The sequence below is a fragment of the Burkholderia sp. BE17 genome (genome assembly GCF_009362305.1).
Lineage (GTDB): Bacteria > Pseudomonadota > Gammaproteobacteria > Burkholderiales > Burkholderiaceae > Burkholderia > Burkholderia pyrrocinia_C.
The window spans coordinates 32,217-50,705 of record NZ_WHNU01000030.1 but is presented as its reverse complement, the minus strand read 5'-3'; the positions used below and the strand labels follow the sequence as shown (position 1 = coordinate 50,705).

Below are 18,489 nucleotides of genomic sequence, written 5' to 3'. Positions count from 1 at the left end.
TTTCGTTCGGTTTGATCAACGGGTGCCGCAACGCGCGGCCCGGGCGATGATTCTTTACTTACAGCGGCGGCTCGACGGGGCGGCGGGCGGGCGCCGGAGCCGGCGCCGGGGGCGCCACGACGCCCATCGAGACGATGTACTTCAGCGCGGCATCGACCGACATGTCGAGTTCGATGACTTCGCTCTTCGGCAGCATCAGGAAGAAGCCCGACGTCGGGTTCGGCGTCGTCGGGATATACACGCTCACGTACTCTTCCGTCAGATGATTGAGCACGTCGCCGCCGGGCGTGCCGGTCAGAAACGCGATCGTATACGAGCCGCGGCGCGGGTATTCGATCAGCAGCGCCTTGCGGAACGCGTTGCCGCTGCTCGACAGCAGCGTGTCCGATACCTGCTTGACGCTCGTGTAGATCGGCCCGACCACCGGGATGTGGCGCACGACCGCATTCCACCAGGTGACGAGCTTCTGGCCGATGAAATTCCGCGTGGCCAGCCCGACGATGAAGATGAACGCGAGCGTCAGCACCGCGCCGATCCCCGGCAGGTGGAAGCCGAGCAGCCGCTCGGGCTGCCACGATTCGGGCAGCAGGAGCAGCGTCTGGTCCATCGTGCCGATGATGAGACCGAGCACCCACAGCGTGATCGCGAGCGGGACGAGAACCAGCAGGCCGGTCAAAAACACCGATTTCAGGGTCGTCTTTTTCATCATCTGCCGTCAATGAACCGCGCCGTCGGCGCGGGGTAGTCGCGACCCGGCCGGGCCGCGACGGTCAACTGCTGGCGGCGGGCGCTGCGGCCGGGGCGGGCGCGGCGCTCGTCGTCGTGCTTTCGGAACTGCTCGATGCAGCCGGCGCGTCTGCTGCGGGCGTGGCCGCCGCAGCGGCTGCCGGCGCCGCGTCGCCCGACGCCGTCGCCGGTGCGCTGGCGCCGCCCGAGCCGCCGCGGAAATCGGTGACATACCAACCCGAACCCTTCAGCTGGAAGCCCGCGGCAGTCACCTGCTTGCGAAACGCATCCTTCCCGCATTCCGGGCACTGCGACAGTGGCGCGTCGCTCATCTTCTGGAGCACGTCCTTCGCGAAACCACACGCTTCGCATCGATAGGCGTAGATCGGCATGATATTTTTCCCGCGGAAACTGGAAACGGCTTGCAAAACCTTGAATTATAGCCGAAACCTCGGCGCGCTCCGGCAACGTCCGTGACGCCCGGACATCAGCGGCGGCGCCACGTGAGCCAGCGCTCGCGCCCTTCGAACACGGGCAGCGAATCGGTGACGGGCAAATCCTCGACCAGTTCGAAGTGCGGCCCGAGCAGCGCGTCGAGTTCGGCTCGCTCGATCCCGAACGGCGGCCCTTTCGGTTTCGCCGTCAGAAAGAAATAGCCGGCCAGCAATCCGCCAGCCGGCAGCAGCTCGGCCATCCGCGCCGCATAGGCGGCGCGCAGGCTCGGCGGCAGCGCGCACAGGAACGCGCGCTCGTACACCCACCGCACGTCGAACGGCGGCCGGTACGTAAAGAAATCGGCCTGCTCGACGACGTCCGCATGCGTGCCGAGCTGCGCCTTCGCGGCAGCCACCGCCTGCGCGGCGAAATCGATCGCACGCACGGGCCAGCCGGCCTGTGCGAGCCAGCCGGCCTCCTGCGCGCTGCCGCAGCCGGGAATCAGCACCTCGCACGGCTCGAGCCGGCGCGCGAACACGCGAAAGCCGTCCGGCACGCCGCCGAATTCCCACGGCGTCACGCCGCGCTCGAAACGCTCGTCCCAGAACGACGCGTTGCCGGGGTCGCGCGTCGCGAAATCGGCGGCCGCCGGTGCGGCCGGTTGCTTCGGATCGGACATCGCGCTGCTCCTTTCGGTCATGCGCCGTACGTGAGCGCGAGCAGCACGCGCGCGACGAGCGCCCCGACGCCGACGGCGAGGCCGAAGATCAGCAGTGCCTGCAGCAGCCGGTTCGTACGTTTCTGCTCGATGAGGATCTGGCGCATCAGGTCCTCGCTCGCGGCGCGCGGCGCATCATGGCGCGCCGCCATCGCGTGGTGGATCAGGCGCGGCAGCTGCGGCAGCGTCTTGCTCCACTGCGGCGCCTCGACCTTGAAGCGCTCGTACCAGCCGCGCAGGCCGATCTGCTCGGTCATCCAGCGCTCAAGGTACGGCTTCGCGGTCTTCCACAGGTCGAGTTCGGGGTCGAGCGAACGGCCGAGCCCTTCGACGTTCAGCATCGTCTTCTGCAGCAGCACGAGCTGCGGCTGGATCTCGACGTTGAAGCGGCGCGACGTCGAGAACAGGCGCATCAGCACCTGGCCGAGCGAGATGTCCTTCAGCGCACGGTCGAAATACGGCTCGCACACCGCGCGGATCGCGCTTTCGAGCTCCTCGACGCGCGTCTCGGGCGGCACCCAGCCCGATTCGAGGTGGAGCGTCGCGACGCGGTGGTAGTCGCGCTTGAAGAACGCGAGGAAGTTCTGCGCGAGGTAATTCTTGTCGAAATCGGACAGCGCGCCGACGATCCCGAAATCGAGCGCGATATAGCGGCCGAACGTGTTCGGGTCGAGGCTCACCTGGATGTTGCCGGGGTGCATGTCCGCATGGAAGAAGCCGTCGCGGAACACCTGCGTGAAGAAGATCTCGACGCCTTCGCGCGCGAGCTTCTTGATGTCGACGCCGGCCGAGCGCAGCGTCTCGACCTGGCTGATCGGCACGCCGGTCATGCGCTCCATCACGAGCACCTGCGACGTCGAGAAATCCCAGAACATCTCGGGCACGAGCAGCAGGTCGAGGCCCGCGAAATTGCGGCGCAACTGGCTACCGTTCGCGGCCTCGCGCATCAGGTCGAGCTCGTCGTGCAGGTACTTGTCGAATTCGGCGACGACCTCGCGCGGCTTCAGGCGCCGGCCGTCGGCCCACATGCGCTCGGTCCAGATCGCGATGTCGCGCATCAGCGCGAGATCCGAATCGATCACGGACAGCATGTTCGGCCGCAGCACCTTGACCGCGACGGCCTTGCCCGCGTGCACGCCCTGCCTGAGCTTCGCGAAATGCACCTGCGCGATCGACGCGCTCGCGATCGGCTCGCGCTCGAATTCGTCGAACAGCTCGTCGACCGGCGCACCGAGCGACTTCTCGATGATCGCGATCGCGACCGCCGAATCGAACGGCGGCACCTGGTCCTGCAGCTTCGCGAGCTCGTTCGCGAAATCGACCGACAGCAGGTCGCGGCGCGTCGACAGCACCTGGCCGAACTTCACGAAGATCGGGCCGAGGCTTTCGAGCGCGTGACGCAGCCGCACGGCGGGCGGATCGGAATAACGGCGGCCGATCGTCGTGATCCGCAGCAGCAGCTTCACGCGCCGGTCGTCGATCCGGGACAGCATCACTTCGTCGAGGCCAAAGCGGATGACGGTATAGACAATCTTGATGAAACGGAAAATGCGCATGCCCTGCGGCCCTCAGTGCGCGCCGCGCGGGCCTGAACCCGTGCGCGCGCCGATTTTTTGTTCGAGTCGCTCGACCCGCTTTTCGACCCGCGCGAGCGCATCGCGTGCGCGCGCCAGTTCGGCGTCGAAGCCGCCGAGCGCCGTGCGCCGGACGACTTGCGGGTTCTCGTCGAGCCAGTACTCGGCGACGGAATCGAGCACGTTGCGGCCGGTGCGTCGCGCGCGCGCGCCGGCGTCGCGCACGACCGTCGCGATACGGTACGCCGCCGCGTCGCCGACCAGCTTCGCGAGATCTTCTTCCGGTTCCCAGCGCAGGTGCTCGGCCAGCTTCGCGATCTGCGTCGCGAACTCTGCATCGCCCTCGATCTTCACGTGCTTCATCACGGCCGCCTGGCCGCCCTGCAGGAACGCGGCGAGCGTGTCGCCCGCGAGTGCGATCGACACGTCGACCTGTTGCGCATCGTGCGCGTCGACAGCCGACAGATAGCCGTCGGGCTGCACCAGCAGCGTGAGCGTGACGGGGGGCACGTCGATCCGGGCAGTCTTGCCCGCATACGGAATCAGGCGGTCGCGCGCCCACGATTCGCGCGCGAGCAGGTGATTGACAGCAGCAGCAAAAGGCTTGGCGGCAAAGGTCATCGGGCTGGGAAAGAAAAAACCCGCGCAGGCCGGGCGCCCACGCGGGTTTCTATTGTAACGTCGGATCGTCGGCAGACCGTGCCCGACCGTACACCCGGGCGGCAAGCGGTCGCAGTGCGGCGGCCGTCGCCCGCGTATCCGGCGGGCGCCGGCCGCCGGATTCGCTCAGTGCGTGTTGAGCTGCTGGATGCCCGCGAGCAGCCAGCCCTGACTGCCCGACTTCGACAGGTTCCACACTTCGTCGAACGGCGCGGCCGACGCATTCGCCGATTCGCGGATCAGGCCGTGGAAGCGCACGCTCGCCGACTGCTCGATGCCGCGATCCTCGATCGCGACCAGTTCCGCGTCGAGCTGCACGACATCGGTCTGGTTCGACTCGCTGCCGCGCGAATCGAGGTCGATCTTGATCTCGGCGAACATTTCGGGCGTCGTGAACTCGCGGATGTCGGCCAGGTTGCCCTGGTCCCACGCGGCCTGCAGGCGCACGAAATAGACCTTCGCGCTGCGCAGGAACGCTTCGGTGTCGAAGCCGGCCGGCACCTGGAGCGGTGCGGCCGAGGCCATCGCACCCGCTGCCGCGCCGGCAGCCGCCGCACCGCCGCCGAACACGCCTTGCGCTTCGTTCGCGTAGCTGCTGCCGCTGCCCGCCTGGTTGCTGCCGGTGTTGCCCTGCTGGAACGACGGGCTTTGCGAGTAGCCGCCCGACGACGACGCCGAACCGCCGACCGAATACGCGGGCTCCTGCGAGCGACGGCGGTTCATGAACTTGCGCACCAGCCAGATGCCGACCATCGCGAGCAGCGCGATCACGATGATGTTCGACATCATGCCGGCGAACGCCTCGCCGAGGCCGAAGTGCGACAGCAGCGCCGCGATGCCGAGACCGGCCGCGAGGCCGGCGATCGGCCCGAGCCAGCGCGAGCGATTGGGTTGCGCGGCCGGTGCGGGCGCGGCCGGGTTGGCGCGCTGCGCCTGCGACGGCGCGGCCTGCTGCATCGGCTGCTGCGCGGGCGGCGTGGCCTGGCGCTGCGTGACGGTGGAATTCTGGCGGCCGATGCTGCGCCCGCCACCCATGCGCCGGGCTTCGGCGTCGAGCGACGCGAACGTGCCGGCCGTGAGCAGGCCGACCATCAGCAGCGTGCCGACCCGTCGAGCCCACGGCCTCGACGGCTTGCTACGGTTGAACAACGAACGCGATTCGGACATCACTTTCTCCAGATGTAAGACAAATGTATGGGAAGAACCCCTTAGTACTTGGTTCCCATGTGTAAAGCTACCACGCCACCTGACAAATTGTAATATTTGACGGCATCGAGGCCCGCTTGTTCCATCATCGTCTTCAGCGTGTCCTGATCGGGGTGCATCCGGATAGACTCAGCAAGATACCGGTAACTTTCAGCATCTTTCGCGAACTTGTCGCCAAGCCACGGTAATACTTTGAAAGAATACAAGTCGTACGCTTTTTTCAGCGGATCCCAGACTTTCGAGAATTCCAGCACCATCACGCGGCCGCCGGGCTTCGTCACGCGGCGCATTTCCGCCAGCGCGGCGTCCTTGTGCGTCATGTTGCGCAGCCCGAACGCGACCGTGACGACGTCGAAGTAGTTGTCCGGAAAGGGAATTTTCTCGGCGTCGCACAGCAGCGACGGCGTCACGATGCCCTTGTCGAGCAGCCGGTCGCGGCCGACGCGCAGCATCGATTCGTTGATGTCCGTATGCCAGACCTCGCCCGTCGGCCCGGCCGCCTTCGCGAACGACTTGGTCAGGTCGCCGGTGCCGGCCGCGATATCGAGCACCTTGAAGCCGGGGCGCACGTTCGCCTGCGCGATCGTGAACGCCTTCCACGCGCGGTGCATGCCCGCCGACATCAGGTCGTTCATCAGATCGTAGTTGCTCGCGACCGAATGGAACACACCCGCCACTTTCTTCGCTTTTTCGTTTTCCTCGACGCTTTCGAAGCCGAAGTGGGTTTTGCTCATCGCGTTGATCCTCAGTAAATGGCAAGACGGCGCCGAGCGGGCGCCGTCGATTTCAGTGGCAGTGGCCGTGCGGCGCCGCGGCCGCCTGCATCGGGGCGTCGCGATCGGCGCCCGCCGCCTTCAGTTTGTCGAAATAGTCGCGCCACAGCGCGTCCTGCTGCGTCGCCAGTTCGTACAGCAGGTCCCACGAGTAGATGCCGGTCGAATGGCCGTCGGAGAACGTCGGCTGCAGCGCATAGTTGCCGACGCCTTCGAGCGCGGTGATCGTCACCTCGCGCTTGCCCGTCTGCAGCGTCTCCTGGCCGGGCCCGTGGCCGCGCACCTCGGCCGACGGCGAATAGACGCGCATCAGCTCGAACGGAATCCGGTAGCTGTCGCCGTTCGGGTACTGCAATTCGAGCACGCGCGATACCGCGTGCACGACGACGCCGGACGGAATCGGCGTCGTGGAAGTCAAACCGCTCATGGCTGCCTCGAATCGGTCGTTCGTTGAATTTCCTCGCGCACCGCATTGTGCAGCAGCGAGGCCTGCGCGGCGCGCGTGCGCAGCAGCGCCTCGGACACGCCGCGCTGGCGCGGCGCCCACACGGGCTGAGGGAAATGGGCGTCGTTCGAGAAGCGCGGGATCACGTGCCAGTGCACGTGCGGCACCATGTTGCCGAGGCTCGCGAGATTCACCTTGTTCGGCTGCATCACGCGGCGCACGGCCCGCTCGACCGCGTAGACCACGCGCATCAGGTGGGCCCGCTCGGGCTCGCCGAGATCGGAGAATTCGGCCACGTGCGCGCCCCAGATCACCCGGCAGAAGCCCGGGTAGTCGTGCTCGCCCGTTGCCAGCACGACGCGCAGCGCATCGTCCCGCCAGAGCAGCTCGCCGCCGTCTTCACGGCAAAACACGCATTCCATCGTCGCTCCCATGTGGACGGGCGCCCGCGCATCGGCGCCGGCGCCCGCTCATCCCTAGCCCGGTCGGGCGATCGTCATGCCCGCATTAGACCAGCACGCGCTCGATCCCGCCATGGTTCGCACGTGCGACATAATCGGCCATCCAGTTCTCGCCGAGCACCTGGCGCGCGATCTCGACCACGATGTAGTCGGCCTCGATGTTCGCATCCTCGTTGTAGCGCGACAGGCCCTGCAGGCACGACGGGCAGCTCGTCAGGATCTTCACGTCCGGGCCGGCGTTCGCGGCCGGCGCCGGTGCGCTCGCGCCGCCGGCGACGACCGGGATGCTGCGCAGCTTCGCCGCGCCCTTGCGGATCTCCTCTTCCTTGCGGAAGCGGACCTGCGTCGACACGTCCGGGCGCGTGACCGCGAGCGTGCCCGATTCGCCGCAGCAACGGTCGTTCTTCTCGATCTTGTAGCCGTCCTTCTCCGTGCCCATCAGCTCGTTGACGAGCTTGACCGGGTCCATCGTCTTGATCGGCGTGTGGCACGGGTCGTGATACATGTAGCGCGTGCCCGTCACGCCGTCGAGCTTCATCCCCTTCTCGAGCAGGAACTCGTGGATGTCGATGATCCGGCAGCCGGGGAAGATCTTGTCGAATTCGTAGCCTGCGAGCTGGTCGTAGCAGGTGCCGCACGACACGACCACCGTCTTGATGTCGAGGTAGTTCAGCGTGTTCGCGACGCGGTGGAACAGCACGCGGTTGTCGGTGACGATCTTCTCGGCCTTGTCGTACTGCCCCGCGCCGCGCTGCGGATAACCGCAGCACAGGTAGCCCGGCGGCAGCACCGTCTGCACGCCGGCTTCCCACAGCATCGCCTGCGTAGCCAGGCCGACCTGCGAGAACAGGCGCTCGGAGCCGCAGCCCGGGAAGTAGAACACCGCTTCCGAATCGACGGTCGTCGACTTCGGGTTGCGGATGATCGGCACGATCTTGTTGTCCTCGATGTCGAGCAGCGCGCGCGCCGTCTTCTTCGGCAGGTTGCCCGGCATCTTCTTGTTGACGAAGTGGATCACCTGCTCGACGACGGGCGGCTTGCCGACGGTCGCCGGCGGGTGCTGCGTCTGCTTCTTCACGACATTCTTCAGCATGTCGTTCGCGAAGCGCTGCACCTTGTAGCCGACGCCCATCATCACGCTGCGCGCGGCGTTGATCGTCTGCGGATTGGTCGCGTTCAGGAAGAACATGCCCGCCGCGCTGCCCGGGTTGAACTTCTTCTTGCCCATCTTGCGCAACAGGTTGCGCATGTTCATCGTGACGTCGCCGAAGTCGATCTTCACCGGGCACGGCGTCGCGCACTTGTGGCATACCGTGCAGTGGTCGGCCACGTCGTTGAACTCGTCCCAGTGCTTGATCGACACGCCGCGGCGCGTCTGTTCCTCGTACAGGAATGCCTCGATCAGCAGCGACGTCGCGAGGATCTTGTTGCGCGGGCTGTACAGCAGGTTCGCGCGCGGCACGTGGGTCGCGCACACCGGCTTGCACTTGCCGCAGCGCAGGCAGTCCTTCACCGAATCGGCAATCGCGCCGATGTCGGACTGCTGCATGATCAGCGACTCGTAGCCCATCAGCCCGAAGCTCGGCGTATATGCGTTGCGAAGATCGGCGCCGTCGAGCAGCTTGCCCTTGTTGAAGCGGCCGTTCGGGTCGACGCGCTGCTTGTACGCGCGGAATTCGGCGATCTCGTCGTCGGTCAGGAACTCGAGCTTCGTGATGCCGATCCCGTGCTCGCCGGAGATCACGCCGTCGAGCGAGCGCGCGAGCTTCATGATGCGTGCAACCGACGCGTGCGCGTCCTGCAGCATCTCGTAGTTGTCGGAGTTGACCGGGATGTTCGTGTGGACGTTGCCGTCACCCGCGTGCATGTGCAGCGCGACGAACACGCGGCCGCGCAGCACCTGCTTGTGGATCGCCTGCGCCTCGTCGAGGATCTGCTTGAACGCGCCGCCGTTGAAGATCGCGCGCAGTTCCGCGCGGATCTCCTGCTTCCACGAGATGCGGACCGTGCGGTCCTGCGTGATGTGGAACACGGTCGCGCCCGGCTGCTCGTCGGCGCGATCCGCGAACTTCTCGGCCAGCGCCTCGTAGCCGAGCTGCACGAGGTAGTGCTGCGCCTCGCGCAGCGGCTGGTCGAGCCGGTCGCGCACGAATTCCCAGCGCGCGCGCACGCGCTTGAGCAGCTCCAACGCCTGCTGGACACGGTCTTCGAGCAGCTCGGCGCTCGGGATCTCGTTCGCGTCGTCGGTCTTGCCGAGCGGCAGGTTGCCGCCGCGGAAGAACGCTTCGAGCGCGTCGACGAGTTGCAGCTTGTTCTTCAGCGACAGCTCGATGTTGATCCGCTCGATGCCGTCGGTGTACTCGCCCATCCGGTTCAGCGGGATGACGACGTCCTCGTTGATCTTGAACGCGTTCGTGTGCTTCGCGATCGCGGCCGTGCGGCTGCGGTCGAGCCAGAAGCGCTTGCGCGCCTCCGCGCTGACCGCGACGAAGCCTTCGCCGCTCTTGCCGTTCGCCATCCGGATCACTTCGGACGTCGCGTGCGCCACCGCATCCGCATCGTCGCCGACGATGTCGCCGATCAGCACCATCTTCGGGAAGGAATTGCGCTTGCTCTTGGTCGCGTAGCCGACCGCGCGCAGGTAGCGCTCGTCGAGGTGCTCGAGGCCCGCGAGGATCGCGCCGCCCTGCTTCGACGTTTCGAACAGGTAGTCCTTGATCTCGACGATGCTCGGGATCGCCTCGCGCGCCTGGCCAAAGAATTCGAGGCAGACGGTGCGCGTGTGCGCGGGCATCTTGTGCAGCACCCAGCGCGCGGACGTGATGAGCCCGTCGCAGCCTTCCTTCTGCACGCCCGGCAGGCCGGCGAGGAACTTGTCGGTCACGTCCTTGCCGAGCCCTTCCTTGCGGAACCGGCGGCCTTCGATCTCGAGCATCTCGGTGCGCAGCAGCTTCTCGCCCGGCGCGTACGCGCCGTCGAACCACTTCAGCTCGAAACGCGCGACCGCGATGTCGTGGATCTTGCCCTGGTTGTGCTCGTGGCGCGTGACTTCGAGCCAGTTGCCGTCCGGGTCGACCATCCGCCACCAGGCCAGGTTGTCGAGCGCAGTGCCCCACAGCACGGCCTTCTTGCCGCCCGCGTTCATCGCGACGTTGCCGCCGATGCACGACGCGTCGAGCGACGTCGGATCGACCGCGAACACGTAGCCGGCCGCCTCGGCCGCCTCGGTCACGCGGCGCGTGACGACGCCCGCGCCGGAGAAGATCGTCGGCACCTTGTGCGCGACGCCCGGCAGCTCGGTCAGCTCGACCGCGCCGAGCTGTTCCAGCTTCTCGGTGTTGATCACCGCGGAGAACGGCGTGAGCGGCACCGCGCCGCCCGTGTAGCCGGTGCCGCCGCCGCGCGGGATCACGGTCAGGCCGAGCTCGAAGCAGGCCTTGATCAGCGCCGCGATCTCGGCTTCGGTATCGGGCGTCAGCACGACGAACGGGTATTCGACGCGCCAGTCGGTCGCATCGGTGACATGCGACACGCGCGACAGCCCGTCGAAGCGGATGTTGTCCTTCTGCGTGCAGCGGCCGAGCGCCTTGGTCGCACGGCGGCGCAGGTCGGCCAGTTTCTCGAATTCGTCGGCGAACTCGTCGACCGCACGCTGCGCGGCGGCTTCGAGCATCTCGACGCGCAACGCGCGCTCGCGGCCCGCGTCGTCGCGGTGCGCGGTGAGATCCGCGCTGCGGCGCTTGCCGATCTCGGTCAGGCGGTGGTTCAGCGCCTCGATCAGCAGCGCGCGGCGCTTCGGGTTGTCGAGCAGGTCGTCCTGCAGGTACGGATTGCGGCGCACGACCCAGATGTCGCCGAGCACTTCATACAGCATCCGTGCCGAGCGACCCGTACGGCGTTCGGCGCGCAGTTCGTCGAGCACCGACCACGCCTCTTCGCCGAGCAGGCGGATCACGATCTCGCGATCGGAGAAGGACGTGTAGTTGTAGGGAATCTCGCGCAACCGGGGCGCGGGGTCGGCGGCGACGGCGGCGGCCGCGCCATTCGGATCGAAAACTTGTGGTGCGTTCATGTTCGGACGACTCGGAGGGCCGATACCCCGTGCACGGGCGTCGGCAAGCGCGTGGGCGCAATCTTGGGGAAATCTGTTCTGTTACCAGGCGCGCGGCTGTCCTTCATGGGGCCGGAGCGGGCGTTGACTCGCCCCTCCTGGCCGGCGACAGGGCCTGGCGGCACTCGGAACCATCAGCACGATCGCGCGCGGCGCGCATGCCGTTCCGCCGCGGGGCTGGCTGCGCGCGGCGTCGGCTTCAACGGGGCGATCCGAGGGTGCCTCTGCATCTTCCGATCCTTGATTCAAAACGGAATTCTAACCCATGATCGGGCCATGCGTGACACGCCGGACAGGTCGTGGGGCTATCGCCGCCAGCCGCGCCAGGCCTGGTTCGCCGCGGTTTCGTGCGATCATTCGCCGCCCGTCCGGTCGGTAACCGCGCGGTTAAACCGGTAAAAACGGGACGCCAGGTCGCGAATGCGCCGCCCCGCGACCGCTCGCCCGGCATGCCGCTTGTATGCGGGCGGACCCTTGGCGCTATCATTGACCTTTTACCGTCTGCTTCCGCACTGCACGCGAGCGCCCATGGCATCCCACGATTACCTGAAGAAAATCCTCACCGCGCGCGTCTACGACGTCGCGATCGAGACGGAACTCGAACCCGCCCGCAACCTGTCGGCCCGGCTGCGCAATGCCGTTTACCTGAAGCGCGAGGACAACCAGCCGGTGTTCTCGTTCAAGCTGCGCGGCGCGTACAACAAGATGGCGCACATTCCGGCGGACGCGCTTGCGCGCGGCGTGATTACCGCGTCGGCCGGCAACCATGCGCAGGGCGTCGCGTTCTCGGCGGCCCGGATGGGCGTCAAGGCGGTGATCGTCGTACCCGTCACGACGCCGCAGGTGAAAGTGGACGCGGTGCGCGCGCACGGCGGCCCGGGCGTCGAGGTGATCCAGGCCGGCGAGTCGTACAGCGACGCATACGCGCATGCGGTCAAGGTGCAGGAAGAGCGCGGCCTCACGTTCGTCCACCCGTTCGACGATCCCTACGTGATCGCCGGCCAGGGCACCATCGCGATGGAGATCCTGCGCCAGCACCAGGGCCCGATCCACGCGATCTTCGTGCCGATCGGCGGCGGCGGTCTTGCGTCCGGCGTCGCCGCATACGTGAAGGCCGTGCGCCCGGAGATCAAGGTGATCGGCGTGCAGGCCGAGGATTCGTGCGCGATGGCGCAGTCGCTGAAAGCCGGTGAGCGCGTCGAGCTGACCGAGGTCGGCCTGTTCGCGGACGGCACCGCGGTGAAGCTCGTCGGCGAGGAAACCTTCCGGCTGTGCCGCGAATACCTGGACGGCGTCGTGACCGTCGACACCGACGCACTGTGCGCGGCGATCAAGGACGTGTTCCAGGATACCCGCAGCGTGCTCGAGCCGTCCGGCGCGCTCGCGGTCGCGGGTGCGAAGCTGTACGCGGAACGCGAGGGGATCGAGAACCAGGCGCTCGTCGCAGTCACGTCCGGCGCGAACATGAATTTCGACCGGATGCGCTTCGTCGCCGAGCGCGCGGAGGTCGGCGAGGCGCGCGAAGCCGTGTTCGCGGTCACGATCCCCGAGGAGCGCGGCAGCTTCAAGCGCTTCTGCTCGCTCGTCGGCGATCGCAACGTCACCGAGTTCAACTACCGGATCGCCGATGCGCAGTCCGCGCACATCTTCGTCGGCGTGCAGATCCGCCGCCGCGGCGAATCGGCGGAGATCGCCGCGAACTTCGAGTCGCACGGCTTCAAGAGCGTCGACCTGACGCACGACGAGCTGTCGAAGGAACATATCCGCTACATGGTCGGCGGCCGCTCGCCGCTCGCGCTCGACGAGCGCCTGTTCCGCTTCGAATTCCCGGAGCGCCCGGGCGCGCTGATGAAGTTCCTGTCGTCGATGGCGCCGGACTGGAACATCAGCCTGTTCCACTACCGCAACCAGGGCGCGGACTACAGCTCGATCCTCGTCGGGCTGCAGGTGCCGCAGGCCGATCGCGCCGAATTCGAGCGCTTCCTCGCGGCACTCGGCTATCCGTATGTCGAAGAGAGCGCCAACCCGGCTTACCGCCTCTTCCTGTCGTAAAGGCGTCACGCAATGAATCCCGAACATTCCCCGCTCGGCAAGGCCACCGTCTACGCGGCCCAGTACGATGCGTCGCTGCTGTTCCCGATCCCGCGCGCGGGCGGGCGCGAGCAGCTCGGCATCGCGTCGGCGCTGCCGTTCTTCGGCACCGACATCTGGAACGCGTACGAGCTGTCGTGGCTCAACGCGCGCGGCAAGCCGCAGGTCGCGGTCGCGACGTTCTACGTGCCGGCCGAATCGCCGAACATCGTCGAATCGAAGTCGTTCAAGCTGTATCTCGGCTCGTTCGCGCAGTCGAAGTTCGACTCGATCGACGCGGTGCGCGACACGCTGAAGCGCGACGTATCGGCCGCATGCGGCGCGAGCGTCGCCGTGCAGCTCGTGTCGGCGCACGATTTCGGCAAGCTGGAAATGGACGAGCTCGACGGGCTGTCGCTCGACCGGCTCGATCTCGACACCGACGTGTACGAACCCGATCCGTCGCTGCTGTCGGCCGCCGAGAACGAAGCGCCGGTCGAGGAGACGCTCGTGTCGGACCTGCTGCGCTCGAACTGCCCGGTCACCGGCCAGCCCGACTGGGGCAGCGTGCAGATCCACTACGTCGGGCCGCAGATCGATCATGCGGGCCTGCTGCGCTACATCATCTCGTTCCGCAATCACACGGGCTTTCACGAGCAGTGCGTCGAGCGGATCTTCCTCGACATCCTGCATGCGTGCAAACCGGTGAAGCTCGCGGTGTACGCGCGCTATACGCGTCGCGGCGGGCTCGACATCAACCCGTTCCGCACGAACTACAACCAGCCGATGCCGGATAACGCGCGGACGGCGCGGCAGTGACGGTGGCAGGCGAGCGGCAGACGCGAGCCCCAAACAGAACAGCCCGTTCGGCTCGCGCCGGACGGGCTGTTCTCCTGTGCGCGGGGAAGCGCGGCCGCGTTACTTCGCCGGCGCCTTGTAAGCGATGCAGTCGACCTCGACCTTGCAGTCGATGACCATGCTCGACTGCACGCACGCGCGGGCCGGCGGATGCTCGCCGAAGTACGACACGAACACCTTGTTGAACGACGCGAAATCGCGCGCGTCGTCGAGCCACACGCCGCAACGCACGACGTGCTCGAGGCCGTAGCCGGCTTCCTTCAGGATCGCGATCACGTTCTCGATCGTCTGCTTCGACTGCGTGACGATCCCGCCTTCGACGACCTCGCCGTTCACCATCGGCGTCTGGCCCGACACGTACAGCCAGCCGTCGGCTTCGACCGCACGCGCAAACGGCATCACCTGGCCGCCGGTACCCTTCGCTTCGCCTACGCCATATCGCTTCATCGTTTCACTCCTTGTTTTGTCGACCCGGGCAGGCGCTTCAGCGCTGACCCGAATCCCGTGCAACGCACGGTTGCGGATGCGCGTGCCGGCAGCGGCACACGCGGGAAGATCGGAACAACAGTCGCGTCCGGACTCAGAACGCAGCGTCGGCGCTCGCCGGCACGCGCTCGCCGCGCGCGACGAAACCGCCGGCGCGCTCGCCAGTCGGCTGGCCGTTCTCGTAGGTCAGCACGCCGTTCACCCACACGGCGTCGATCCCGTGCGCGGGCTGCTGCGGCTTCTCGAACGTCGCGGCGTCGATCACGCGCGCCGGATCGAACAGCACGAGATCCGCGTGATAGCCGACATGCACCTCACCGCGCCGCGCGATCCCGTAGCGGCGCGCGGACAACGACGTCATCTTGCGGATCGCCTCCTCGAGCGGCAGCAGGTTCGTGTCGCGCACGTAATGGCCGAGCACGCGCGGGAACGCGCCCCACAGCCGCGGGTGCGGCAGCGGATCGTTCGGCAGGCCGTCGGAACCAACCATCGTCGCGGGGTGCGACAGGATCCGCCGCACGTCGTCCTCGGACATGTTGTGGTACACGGCGCCCGCCGGGCGGATGCGCTGCGCGGCTTCCTGCTCGGTCACGCCCCAGTCGGCCGCGATCGCCTTCAGCAGCTTGCCCGCGACTTCCGGATGCGGCTCCGACCACGTGATCGTGATGTCGATGTCGCCCGTCACCTGCTTCAGGTCGAGCGTCGACGAGCTGCGGCTGTACGGATAGCAGTCGCAGCCGACCGGCTGGTAGCGGCGCGCGCCTTCGAGCGACGCGAGCACTTCGGTGCTGCGCCCCCAGTTCGACGGCCCCGCGCACTTCAGGTGCGAGATCACGACCGGCACCTGCGCATGGCGGCCGACGCGATACGCCTCGTCCATCGCGTCGAGGATCGCGTCGAACTCGGTGCGCATGTGCGTCGTATACAGCGCGCCCGCATTCGCGAGCGGCTCGGCGAGCGCCATCACTTCCTCGGTCGGCGCCGCGAACGCGGAACCGTACGCGAGGCCCGACGACAAGCCGAGCGCACCGTTCGCGAGCGCCTCCTCGAGCTGCGCGCGCATCGCGGCAATTTCGCCGCCGGTCGCCGCGCGGTCGAGGCGGTCCATCTGGTTGTTGCGCAGCGCCGTGTGGCCGACGAGCGCCGCGACGTTCACGGCCGGACGCGCGGCGTTCACGGCCGCGACGTAGTCGGCGAAGGTCGGGTACTGGAACGCGCCGCGCTCGCCGAGCAGGTTCATCGGGTCGGGCGGATCGCCCGCGAGCGTCACCGGCGACGCGCTGATCCCGCAGTTGCCGACGATCACGGTCGTCACGCCCTGCGAGATCTTCGGCAGCATCTGCGGCGCGCGGATCACGTGCGTGTCGTCGTGCGTGTGCACGTCGACGAAGCCCGGCGCGAGCGCGCGGCCGTTCGCATCGACGACGGTCTCGGCGAGCCAGTTCGACAGGTTGCCGATCGCCGCGATCACGCCGTTGCGGATCGCGACGTCGCGCGTGACGGGCGGTGCGCCGGTGCCGTCGTACAACTGCGCGCCGACGATCAGTGTATCGGCGGCTTCGGGATGCGAATGCATGGTCAGTCTCCTACCGGTTGACGGTCTCCGCCGCCGCGATGCGCATCGAGCGCATGCTTGATGCGGCGCAGCGATTCTCGGCCCGCATCGCCGAGCCGCAGCGCGACTCCGGTGACGAGCACGTCGATCGCCATCATCATCGCGTAGCGCGACGTCGACGGCTTGTAAATGAAATCGGTTTCGAACGCGACGACCGGGATCAGGTGGTCGGCGAGCTTCGCGAGCGGCGAAGCCGGCGCGGTGATCGCGATCAGCTTCGCGCCGTAGCGCTTCGCGAGCCGGCAGCTCTCGAGCAGCTCGGGCACGCGCCCGCTCACCGACAGCGCGACGACGACCGCGTCGCGCGACAGCGTCGCGGACACCATCCGCTGCAGCAGGCTGTCCTGGTAGCTCGCGACCGGCCGGCCGAAGCGCACGAGCCGGAAGCGCAGCTCGTCGGCGAGCATGGTCGAGCCGCCGCCCTGCCCGTACACGTAGATCATCTTCGCGCCGGCGAGCAGGTCGGCCGCCGCGTCGAACGACGTGTTGCGCAGCAGTTGGTGGTTGTGCGCGAGCGCCACGCGGATCTCGTCGTAAACGACCGATGCGGGGCTCGCGTCGGCGGCCGGTGCATCGTCGGACGGCACCAGAAAACGCTGGCCGACGGCCGCCGCCTGCGCGACGAGCACCTTCAATTCGCGCACGTCCCGGCAGCCGACGGCCTTCGCGAAACGCGTGACCGTCGCGACGCTGACCTCCGCGTCGCGCGCGAGCGCGCCGATGCTCGCATGCGCGGCGCGTGCGAGATCGGCGAGGATGAACGTGGCGACCTTGCGCTCGGCATCGCGCAACTCGGGCGCGCATTCGGCGATCCTCGCGACGATGTCGAGGACCGGCGGGGTGGCCGAAGCCGGATGGGGCTCGGCCGCGAGCGGAGCGGACGGGGTGGCGGGCGTATTCATCTGCGGAAAAGGTTCGAAGCCTGATGTTACTAAATAACATCACCGCGCCGATGCTACTTTCTGTACCATCGGCATGTCAACTTCAGTGCAATGCATAGTGATGATGGAGCGGGATGACATGAAAGTTACAAACTATCAGGAAGCGACGATCGATCCTTTCGGCAAGGGACTCGGCAACCTGCCGAGCGCCAGCGTGCCGCTCGGCGACGCGGGCCGCCTCGAGTGGAACCTGCTCGCGGAAGACGTCAGCCTGCCGGCTGCCGTGCTTTACGAGGACCGCATCGAACACAACCTGAACTGGATGCAGGCGTTCGTCCAGCAGTATGGCGTCAAGTTCGCGCCGCACGGCAAGACGACGATGGCGCCGCAACTGTTCCGCCGCCAGCTCGACGCCGGTGCGTGGGGCATCACGCTCGCGACCGCGCACCAGACGCAGGCCGCGTATCACGGCGGCGTGCGGCGCGTGCTGCTCGCGAACCAGCTCGTCGGCCGCCAGAACATGACGATCATCGCCGGGCTACTGTCCGATCCCGACTTCGAATTCTTCTGCCTCGTCGATTCCGCCGACAGCGTCGACCAGCTCGGCCGCTTCTTCGGCGACGCGAAAAAAACGCTGAACGTGTTGCTCGAACTCGGCGTGCCGGGCGGCCGCGCGGGCGTGCGCGACGCCGCGCAGCGCGAGGCCGTGCTCGCCGCGCTCGCGCGCTATCCGGACACGCTGAAGCTGGCCGGCATCGAACTCTACGAAGGCGTGCTGAAGGAGGAAGGCGAGATCCGCGCGTTCCTGCAGGACGCGGTCGCGCTCACGCGCGAGCTGGCCGGCGCGGGCCGCTTCGCGCGCACGCCGGCGATCCTGTCCGGCGCCGGTTCGGCGTGGTACGACGTGGTCGCGGAAGAATTCGCGAAGGCGTCCGACGCGGGCTTCGCGGAAGTCGTGCTGCGTCCGGGCTGCTACCTGACGCACGACGTCGGCATCTACAAGAAGGCGCAAACCGACGTGTTCGCGCGCAACCCGATCGCACGCACGATGGGCGAAGGGCTGCTGCCCGCGCTGCAGCTGTGGGCGTACGTGCAGTCGGTGCCGGAGCAGAATCGCGCGATCGTCGCGCTCGGCAAGCGCGACGCGGCGTTCGACGCAGGCCTGCCCGAGCCGGCGCGCCACTTCCGCCCGGGCCGCGACACTGCGCCGCGCGACGTCGCCGCCGCCGAAGGCTGGGCAGTGACCGGGATGATGGACCAGCACGCGTACCTGCAGATCCCGTCAGGCGCGGACGTGAAGGTCGGCGACATGGTCGCGTTCGACATCTCGCACCCGTGCCTGACGTTCGACAAGTGGCGCCAGGTGCTCGTGCTCGATCCGCAGTTCCGCGTGACGGAAGTGGTCGAAACGTTCTTCTGATGCATATTGCGCGCGCCGCTCCGCCGCTCGCGCGGGGCGGTCGTCACGCG

16 protein-coding genes are annotated in these 18,489 nt (G+C 67.4%); 3 read left to right on the top strand and 13 right to left on the bottom strand.

Going from position 1 to position 18,489, the window contains the following annotated elements; genetic code table 11:
• Positions 1-58: 58 nt before the first annotated feature.
• The 10 genes from GD429_RS24390 to GD429_RS24345 form a co-directional block, all read right to left on the bottom strand.
• Entirely contained in the window at positions 59-709 is a 651-nt protein-coding gene (locus GD429_RS24390) for a DUF502 domain-containing protein (RefSeq protein WP_034179003.1), read from the bottom strand.
• Between the two features lie 61 nt (positions 710-770).
• Complete coding sequence (locus GD429_RS24385) at positions 771-1,118, bottom strand: FmdB family zinc ribbon protein (protein WP_111016132.1); 348 nt, start codon at positions 1,116-1,118, stop codon at positions 771-773.
• A gap of 95 nt (positions 1,119-1,213) precedes the next feature.
• Complete coding sequence (locus GD429_RS24380; protein ID WP_152860658.1) at positions 1,214-1,840, bottom strand: SAM-dependent methyltransferase; 627 nt, start codon at positions 1,838-1,840, stop codon at positions 1,214-1,216.
• A 17-nt stretch (positions 1,841-1,857) separates the two neighbouring features.
• On the bottom strand, positions 1,858-3,435 hold the full coding sequence (gene ubiB / locus GD429_RS24375) for a ubiquinone biosynthesis regulatory protein kinase UbiB (RefSeq protein ID WP_152860656.1): 1,578 nt from the start codon (positions 3,433-3,435) through the stop codon (positions 1,858-1,860).
• A gap of 12 nt (positions 3,436-3,447) precedes the next feature.
• Positions 3,448-4,074: an SCP2 domain-containing protein gene (locus GD429_RS24370; protein ID WP_152860654.1), complete on the bottom strand. Its 627-nt coding sequence runs from the start codon at positions 4,072-4,074 to the stop codon at positions 3,448-3,450.
• A gap of 165 nt (positions 4,075-4,239) precedes the next feature.
• A complete protein-coding gene (locus GD429_RS24365) occupies positions 4,240-5,280 on the bottom strand; it encodes a Tim44 domain-containing protein (protein WP_152860652.1) in 1,041 nt (346 codons plus the stop codon).
• 41 nt (positions 5,281-5,321) lie between these two features.
• Entirely contained in the window at positions 5,322-6,053 is a 732-nt protein-coding gene (gene ubiE, locus GD429_RS24360) for a bifunctional demethylmenaquinone methyltransferase/2-methoxy-6-polyprenyl-1,4-benzoquinol methylase UbiE (protein ID WP_111016129.1), read from the bottom strand.
• Between the two features lie 52 nt (positions 6,054-6,105).
• The gene (locus GD429_RS24355; protein ID WP_034179009.1) at positions 6,106-6,519 is read right to left on the bottom strand and encodes a gamma-butyrobetaine hydroxylase-like domain-containing protein; all 414 of its coding nucleotides are present in this window, start codon (positions 6,517-6,519) and stop codon (positions 6,106-6,108) included.
• Entirely contained in the window at positions 6,516-6,959 is a 444-nt protein-coding gene (locus GD429_RS24350; protein ID WP_034179010.1) for an HIT family protein, read from the bottom strand. Before GD429_RS24350 ends, GD429_RS24355 begins: the two co-directional genes overlap by 4 nt.
• 85 nt (positions 6,960-7,044) lie before the next feature.
• Positions 7,045-11,070 carry a DUF3683 domain-containing protein gene (locus GD429_RS24345; protein WP_152860650.1) on the bottom strand — a complete coding sequence of 1,342 codons (4,026 nt, stop codon included), beginning with the start codon at positions 11,068-11,070 and terminating at the stop codon, positions 7,045-7,047.
• A 567-nt stretch (positions 11,071-11,637) separates the two neighbouring features.
• On the opposite strand from GD429_RS24345, the gene ilvA reads away from it, so the two are divergent.
• A complete protein-coding gene (gene ilvA / locus GD429_RS24335) occupies positions 11,638-13,161 on the top strand; it encodes a threonine ammonia-lyase, biosynthetic (protein WP_152860645.1) in 1,524 nt (507 codons plus the stop codon).
• A gap of 12 nt (positions 13,162-13,173) precedes the next feature.
• Positions 13,174-13,998, top strand: coding sequence for an NADPH-dependent 7-cyano-7-deazaguanine reductase QueF (gene queF / locus GD429_RS24330; protein ID WP_152860644.1), 825 nt, complete (start codon positions 13,174-13,176; stop codon positions 13,996-13,998).
• 99 nt (positions 13,999-14,097) lie between these two features.
• Here queF and GD429_RS24325 read toward each other — a convergent pair whose 3' ends face one another.
• From GD429_RS24325 to GD429_RS24315, 3 genes are all read right to left on the bottom strand, one after another.
• Complete coding sequence (locus GD429_RS24325) at positions 14,098-14,484, bottom strand: RidA family protein (RefSeq protein WP_006751946.1); 387 nt, start codon at positions 14,482-14,484, stop codon at positions 14,098-14,100.
• A 133-nt stretch (positions 14,485-14,617) separates the two neighbouring features.
• A complete protein-coding gene (locus GD429_RS24320) occupies positions 14,618-16,099 on the bottom strand; it encodes an N-acyl-D-amino-acid deacylase family protein (protein WP_152860642.1) in 1,482 nt (493 codons plus the stop codon).
• A gap of 2 nt (positions 16,100-16,101) precedes the next feature.
• Entirely contained in the window at positions 16,102-17,040 is a 939-nt protein-coding gene (locus tag GD429_RS24315; RefSeq protein WP_152860640.1) for a MurR/RpiR family transcriptional regulator, read from the bottom strand.
• Positions 17,041-17,158: 118 nt separating this feature from the next.
• Between GD429_RS24315 and GD429_RS24310 the strand changes: the two genes are divergently transcribed.
• The gene (locus GD429_RS24310; protein ID WP_152860638.1) at positions 17,159-18,439 is read left to right on the top strand and encodes an amino acid deaminase; all 1,281 of its coding nucleotides are present in this window, start codon (positions 17,159-17,161) and stop codon (positions 18,437-18,439) included.
• Positions 18,440-18,489 lie beyond the last annotated feature (50 nt).

What these genes read in the sequence shown, in the direction of transcription:
- GD429_RS24390 (WP_034179003.1), bottom strand. Translation starts at nt 709, where the DNA reads ATGATGAAAAAGACGACCCTGAAATCGGTGTTTTTGACCGGCCTGCTG.
- GD429_RS24385 (WP_111016132.1), bottom strand. Translation starts at nt 1,118, where the DNA reads ATGCCGATCTACGCCTATCGATGCGAAGCGTGTGGTTTCGCGAAGGAC.
- GD429_RS24380 (WP_152860658.1), bottom strand. Translation starts at nt 1,840, where the DNA reads ATGTCCGATCCGAAGCAACCGGCCGCACCGGCGGCCGCCGATTTCGCG.
- ubiB (WP_152860656.1), bottom strand. Translation starts at nt 3,435, where the DNA reads ATGCGCATTTTCCGTTTCATCAAGATTGTCTATACCGTCATCCGCTTT.
- GD429_RS24370 (WP_152860654.1), bottom strand. Translation starts at nt 4,074, where the DNA reads ATGACCTTTGCCGCCAAGCCTTTTGCTGCTGCTGTCAATCACCTGCTC.
- GD429_RS24365 (WP_152860652.1), bottom strand. Translation starts at nt 5,280, where the DNA reads ATGTCCGAATCGCGTTCGTTGTTCAACCGTAGCAAGCCGTCGAGGCCG.
- ubiE (WP_111016129.1), bottom strand. Translation starts at nt 6,053, where the DNA reads ATGAGCAAAACCCACTTCGGCTTCGAAAGCGTCGAGGAAAACGAAAAA.
- GD429_RS24355 (WP_034179009.1), bottom strand. Translation starts at nt 6,519, where the DNA reads ATGAGCGGTTTGACTTCCACGACGCCGATTCCGTCCGGCGTCGTCGTG.
- GD429_RS24350 (WP_034179010.1), bottom strand. Translation starts at nt 6,959, where the DNA reads ATGGAATGCGTGTTTTGCCGTGAAGACGGCGGCGAGCTGCTCTGGCGG.
- GD429_RS24345 (WP_152860650.1), bottom strand. Translation starts at nt 11,070, where the DNA reads ATGAACGCACCACAAGTTTTCGATCCGAATGGCGCGGCCGCCGCCGTC.
- ilvA (WP_152860645.1), top strand. Translation starts at nt 11,638, where the DNA reads ATGGCATCCCACGATTACCTGAAGAAAATCCTCACCGCGCGCGTCTAC.
- queF (WP_152860644.1), top strand. Translation starts at nt 13,174, where the DNA reads ATGAATCCCGAACATTCCCCGCTCGGCAAGGCCACCGTCTACGCGGCC.
- GD429_RS24325 (WP_006751946.1), bottom strand. Translation starts at nt 14,484, where the DNA reads ATGAAGCGATATGGCGTAGGCGAAGCGAAGGGTACCGGCGGCCAGGTG.
- GD429_RS24320 (WP_152860642.1), bottom strand. Translation starts at nt 16,099, where the DNA reads ATGCATTCGCATCCCGAAGCCGCCGATACACTGATCGTCGGCGCGCAG.
- GD429_RS24315 (WP_152860640.1), bottom strand. Translation starts at nt 17,040, where the DNA reads ATGAATACGCCCGCCACCCCGTCCGCTCCGCTCGCGGCCGAGCCCCAT.
- GD429_RS24310 (WP_152860638.1), top strand. Translation starts at nt 17,159, where the DNA reads ATGAAAGTTACAAACTATCAGGAAGCGACGATCGATCCTTTCGGCAAG.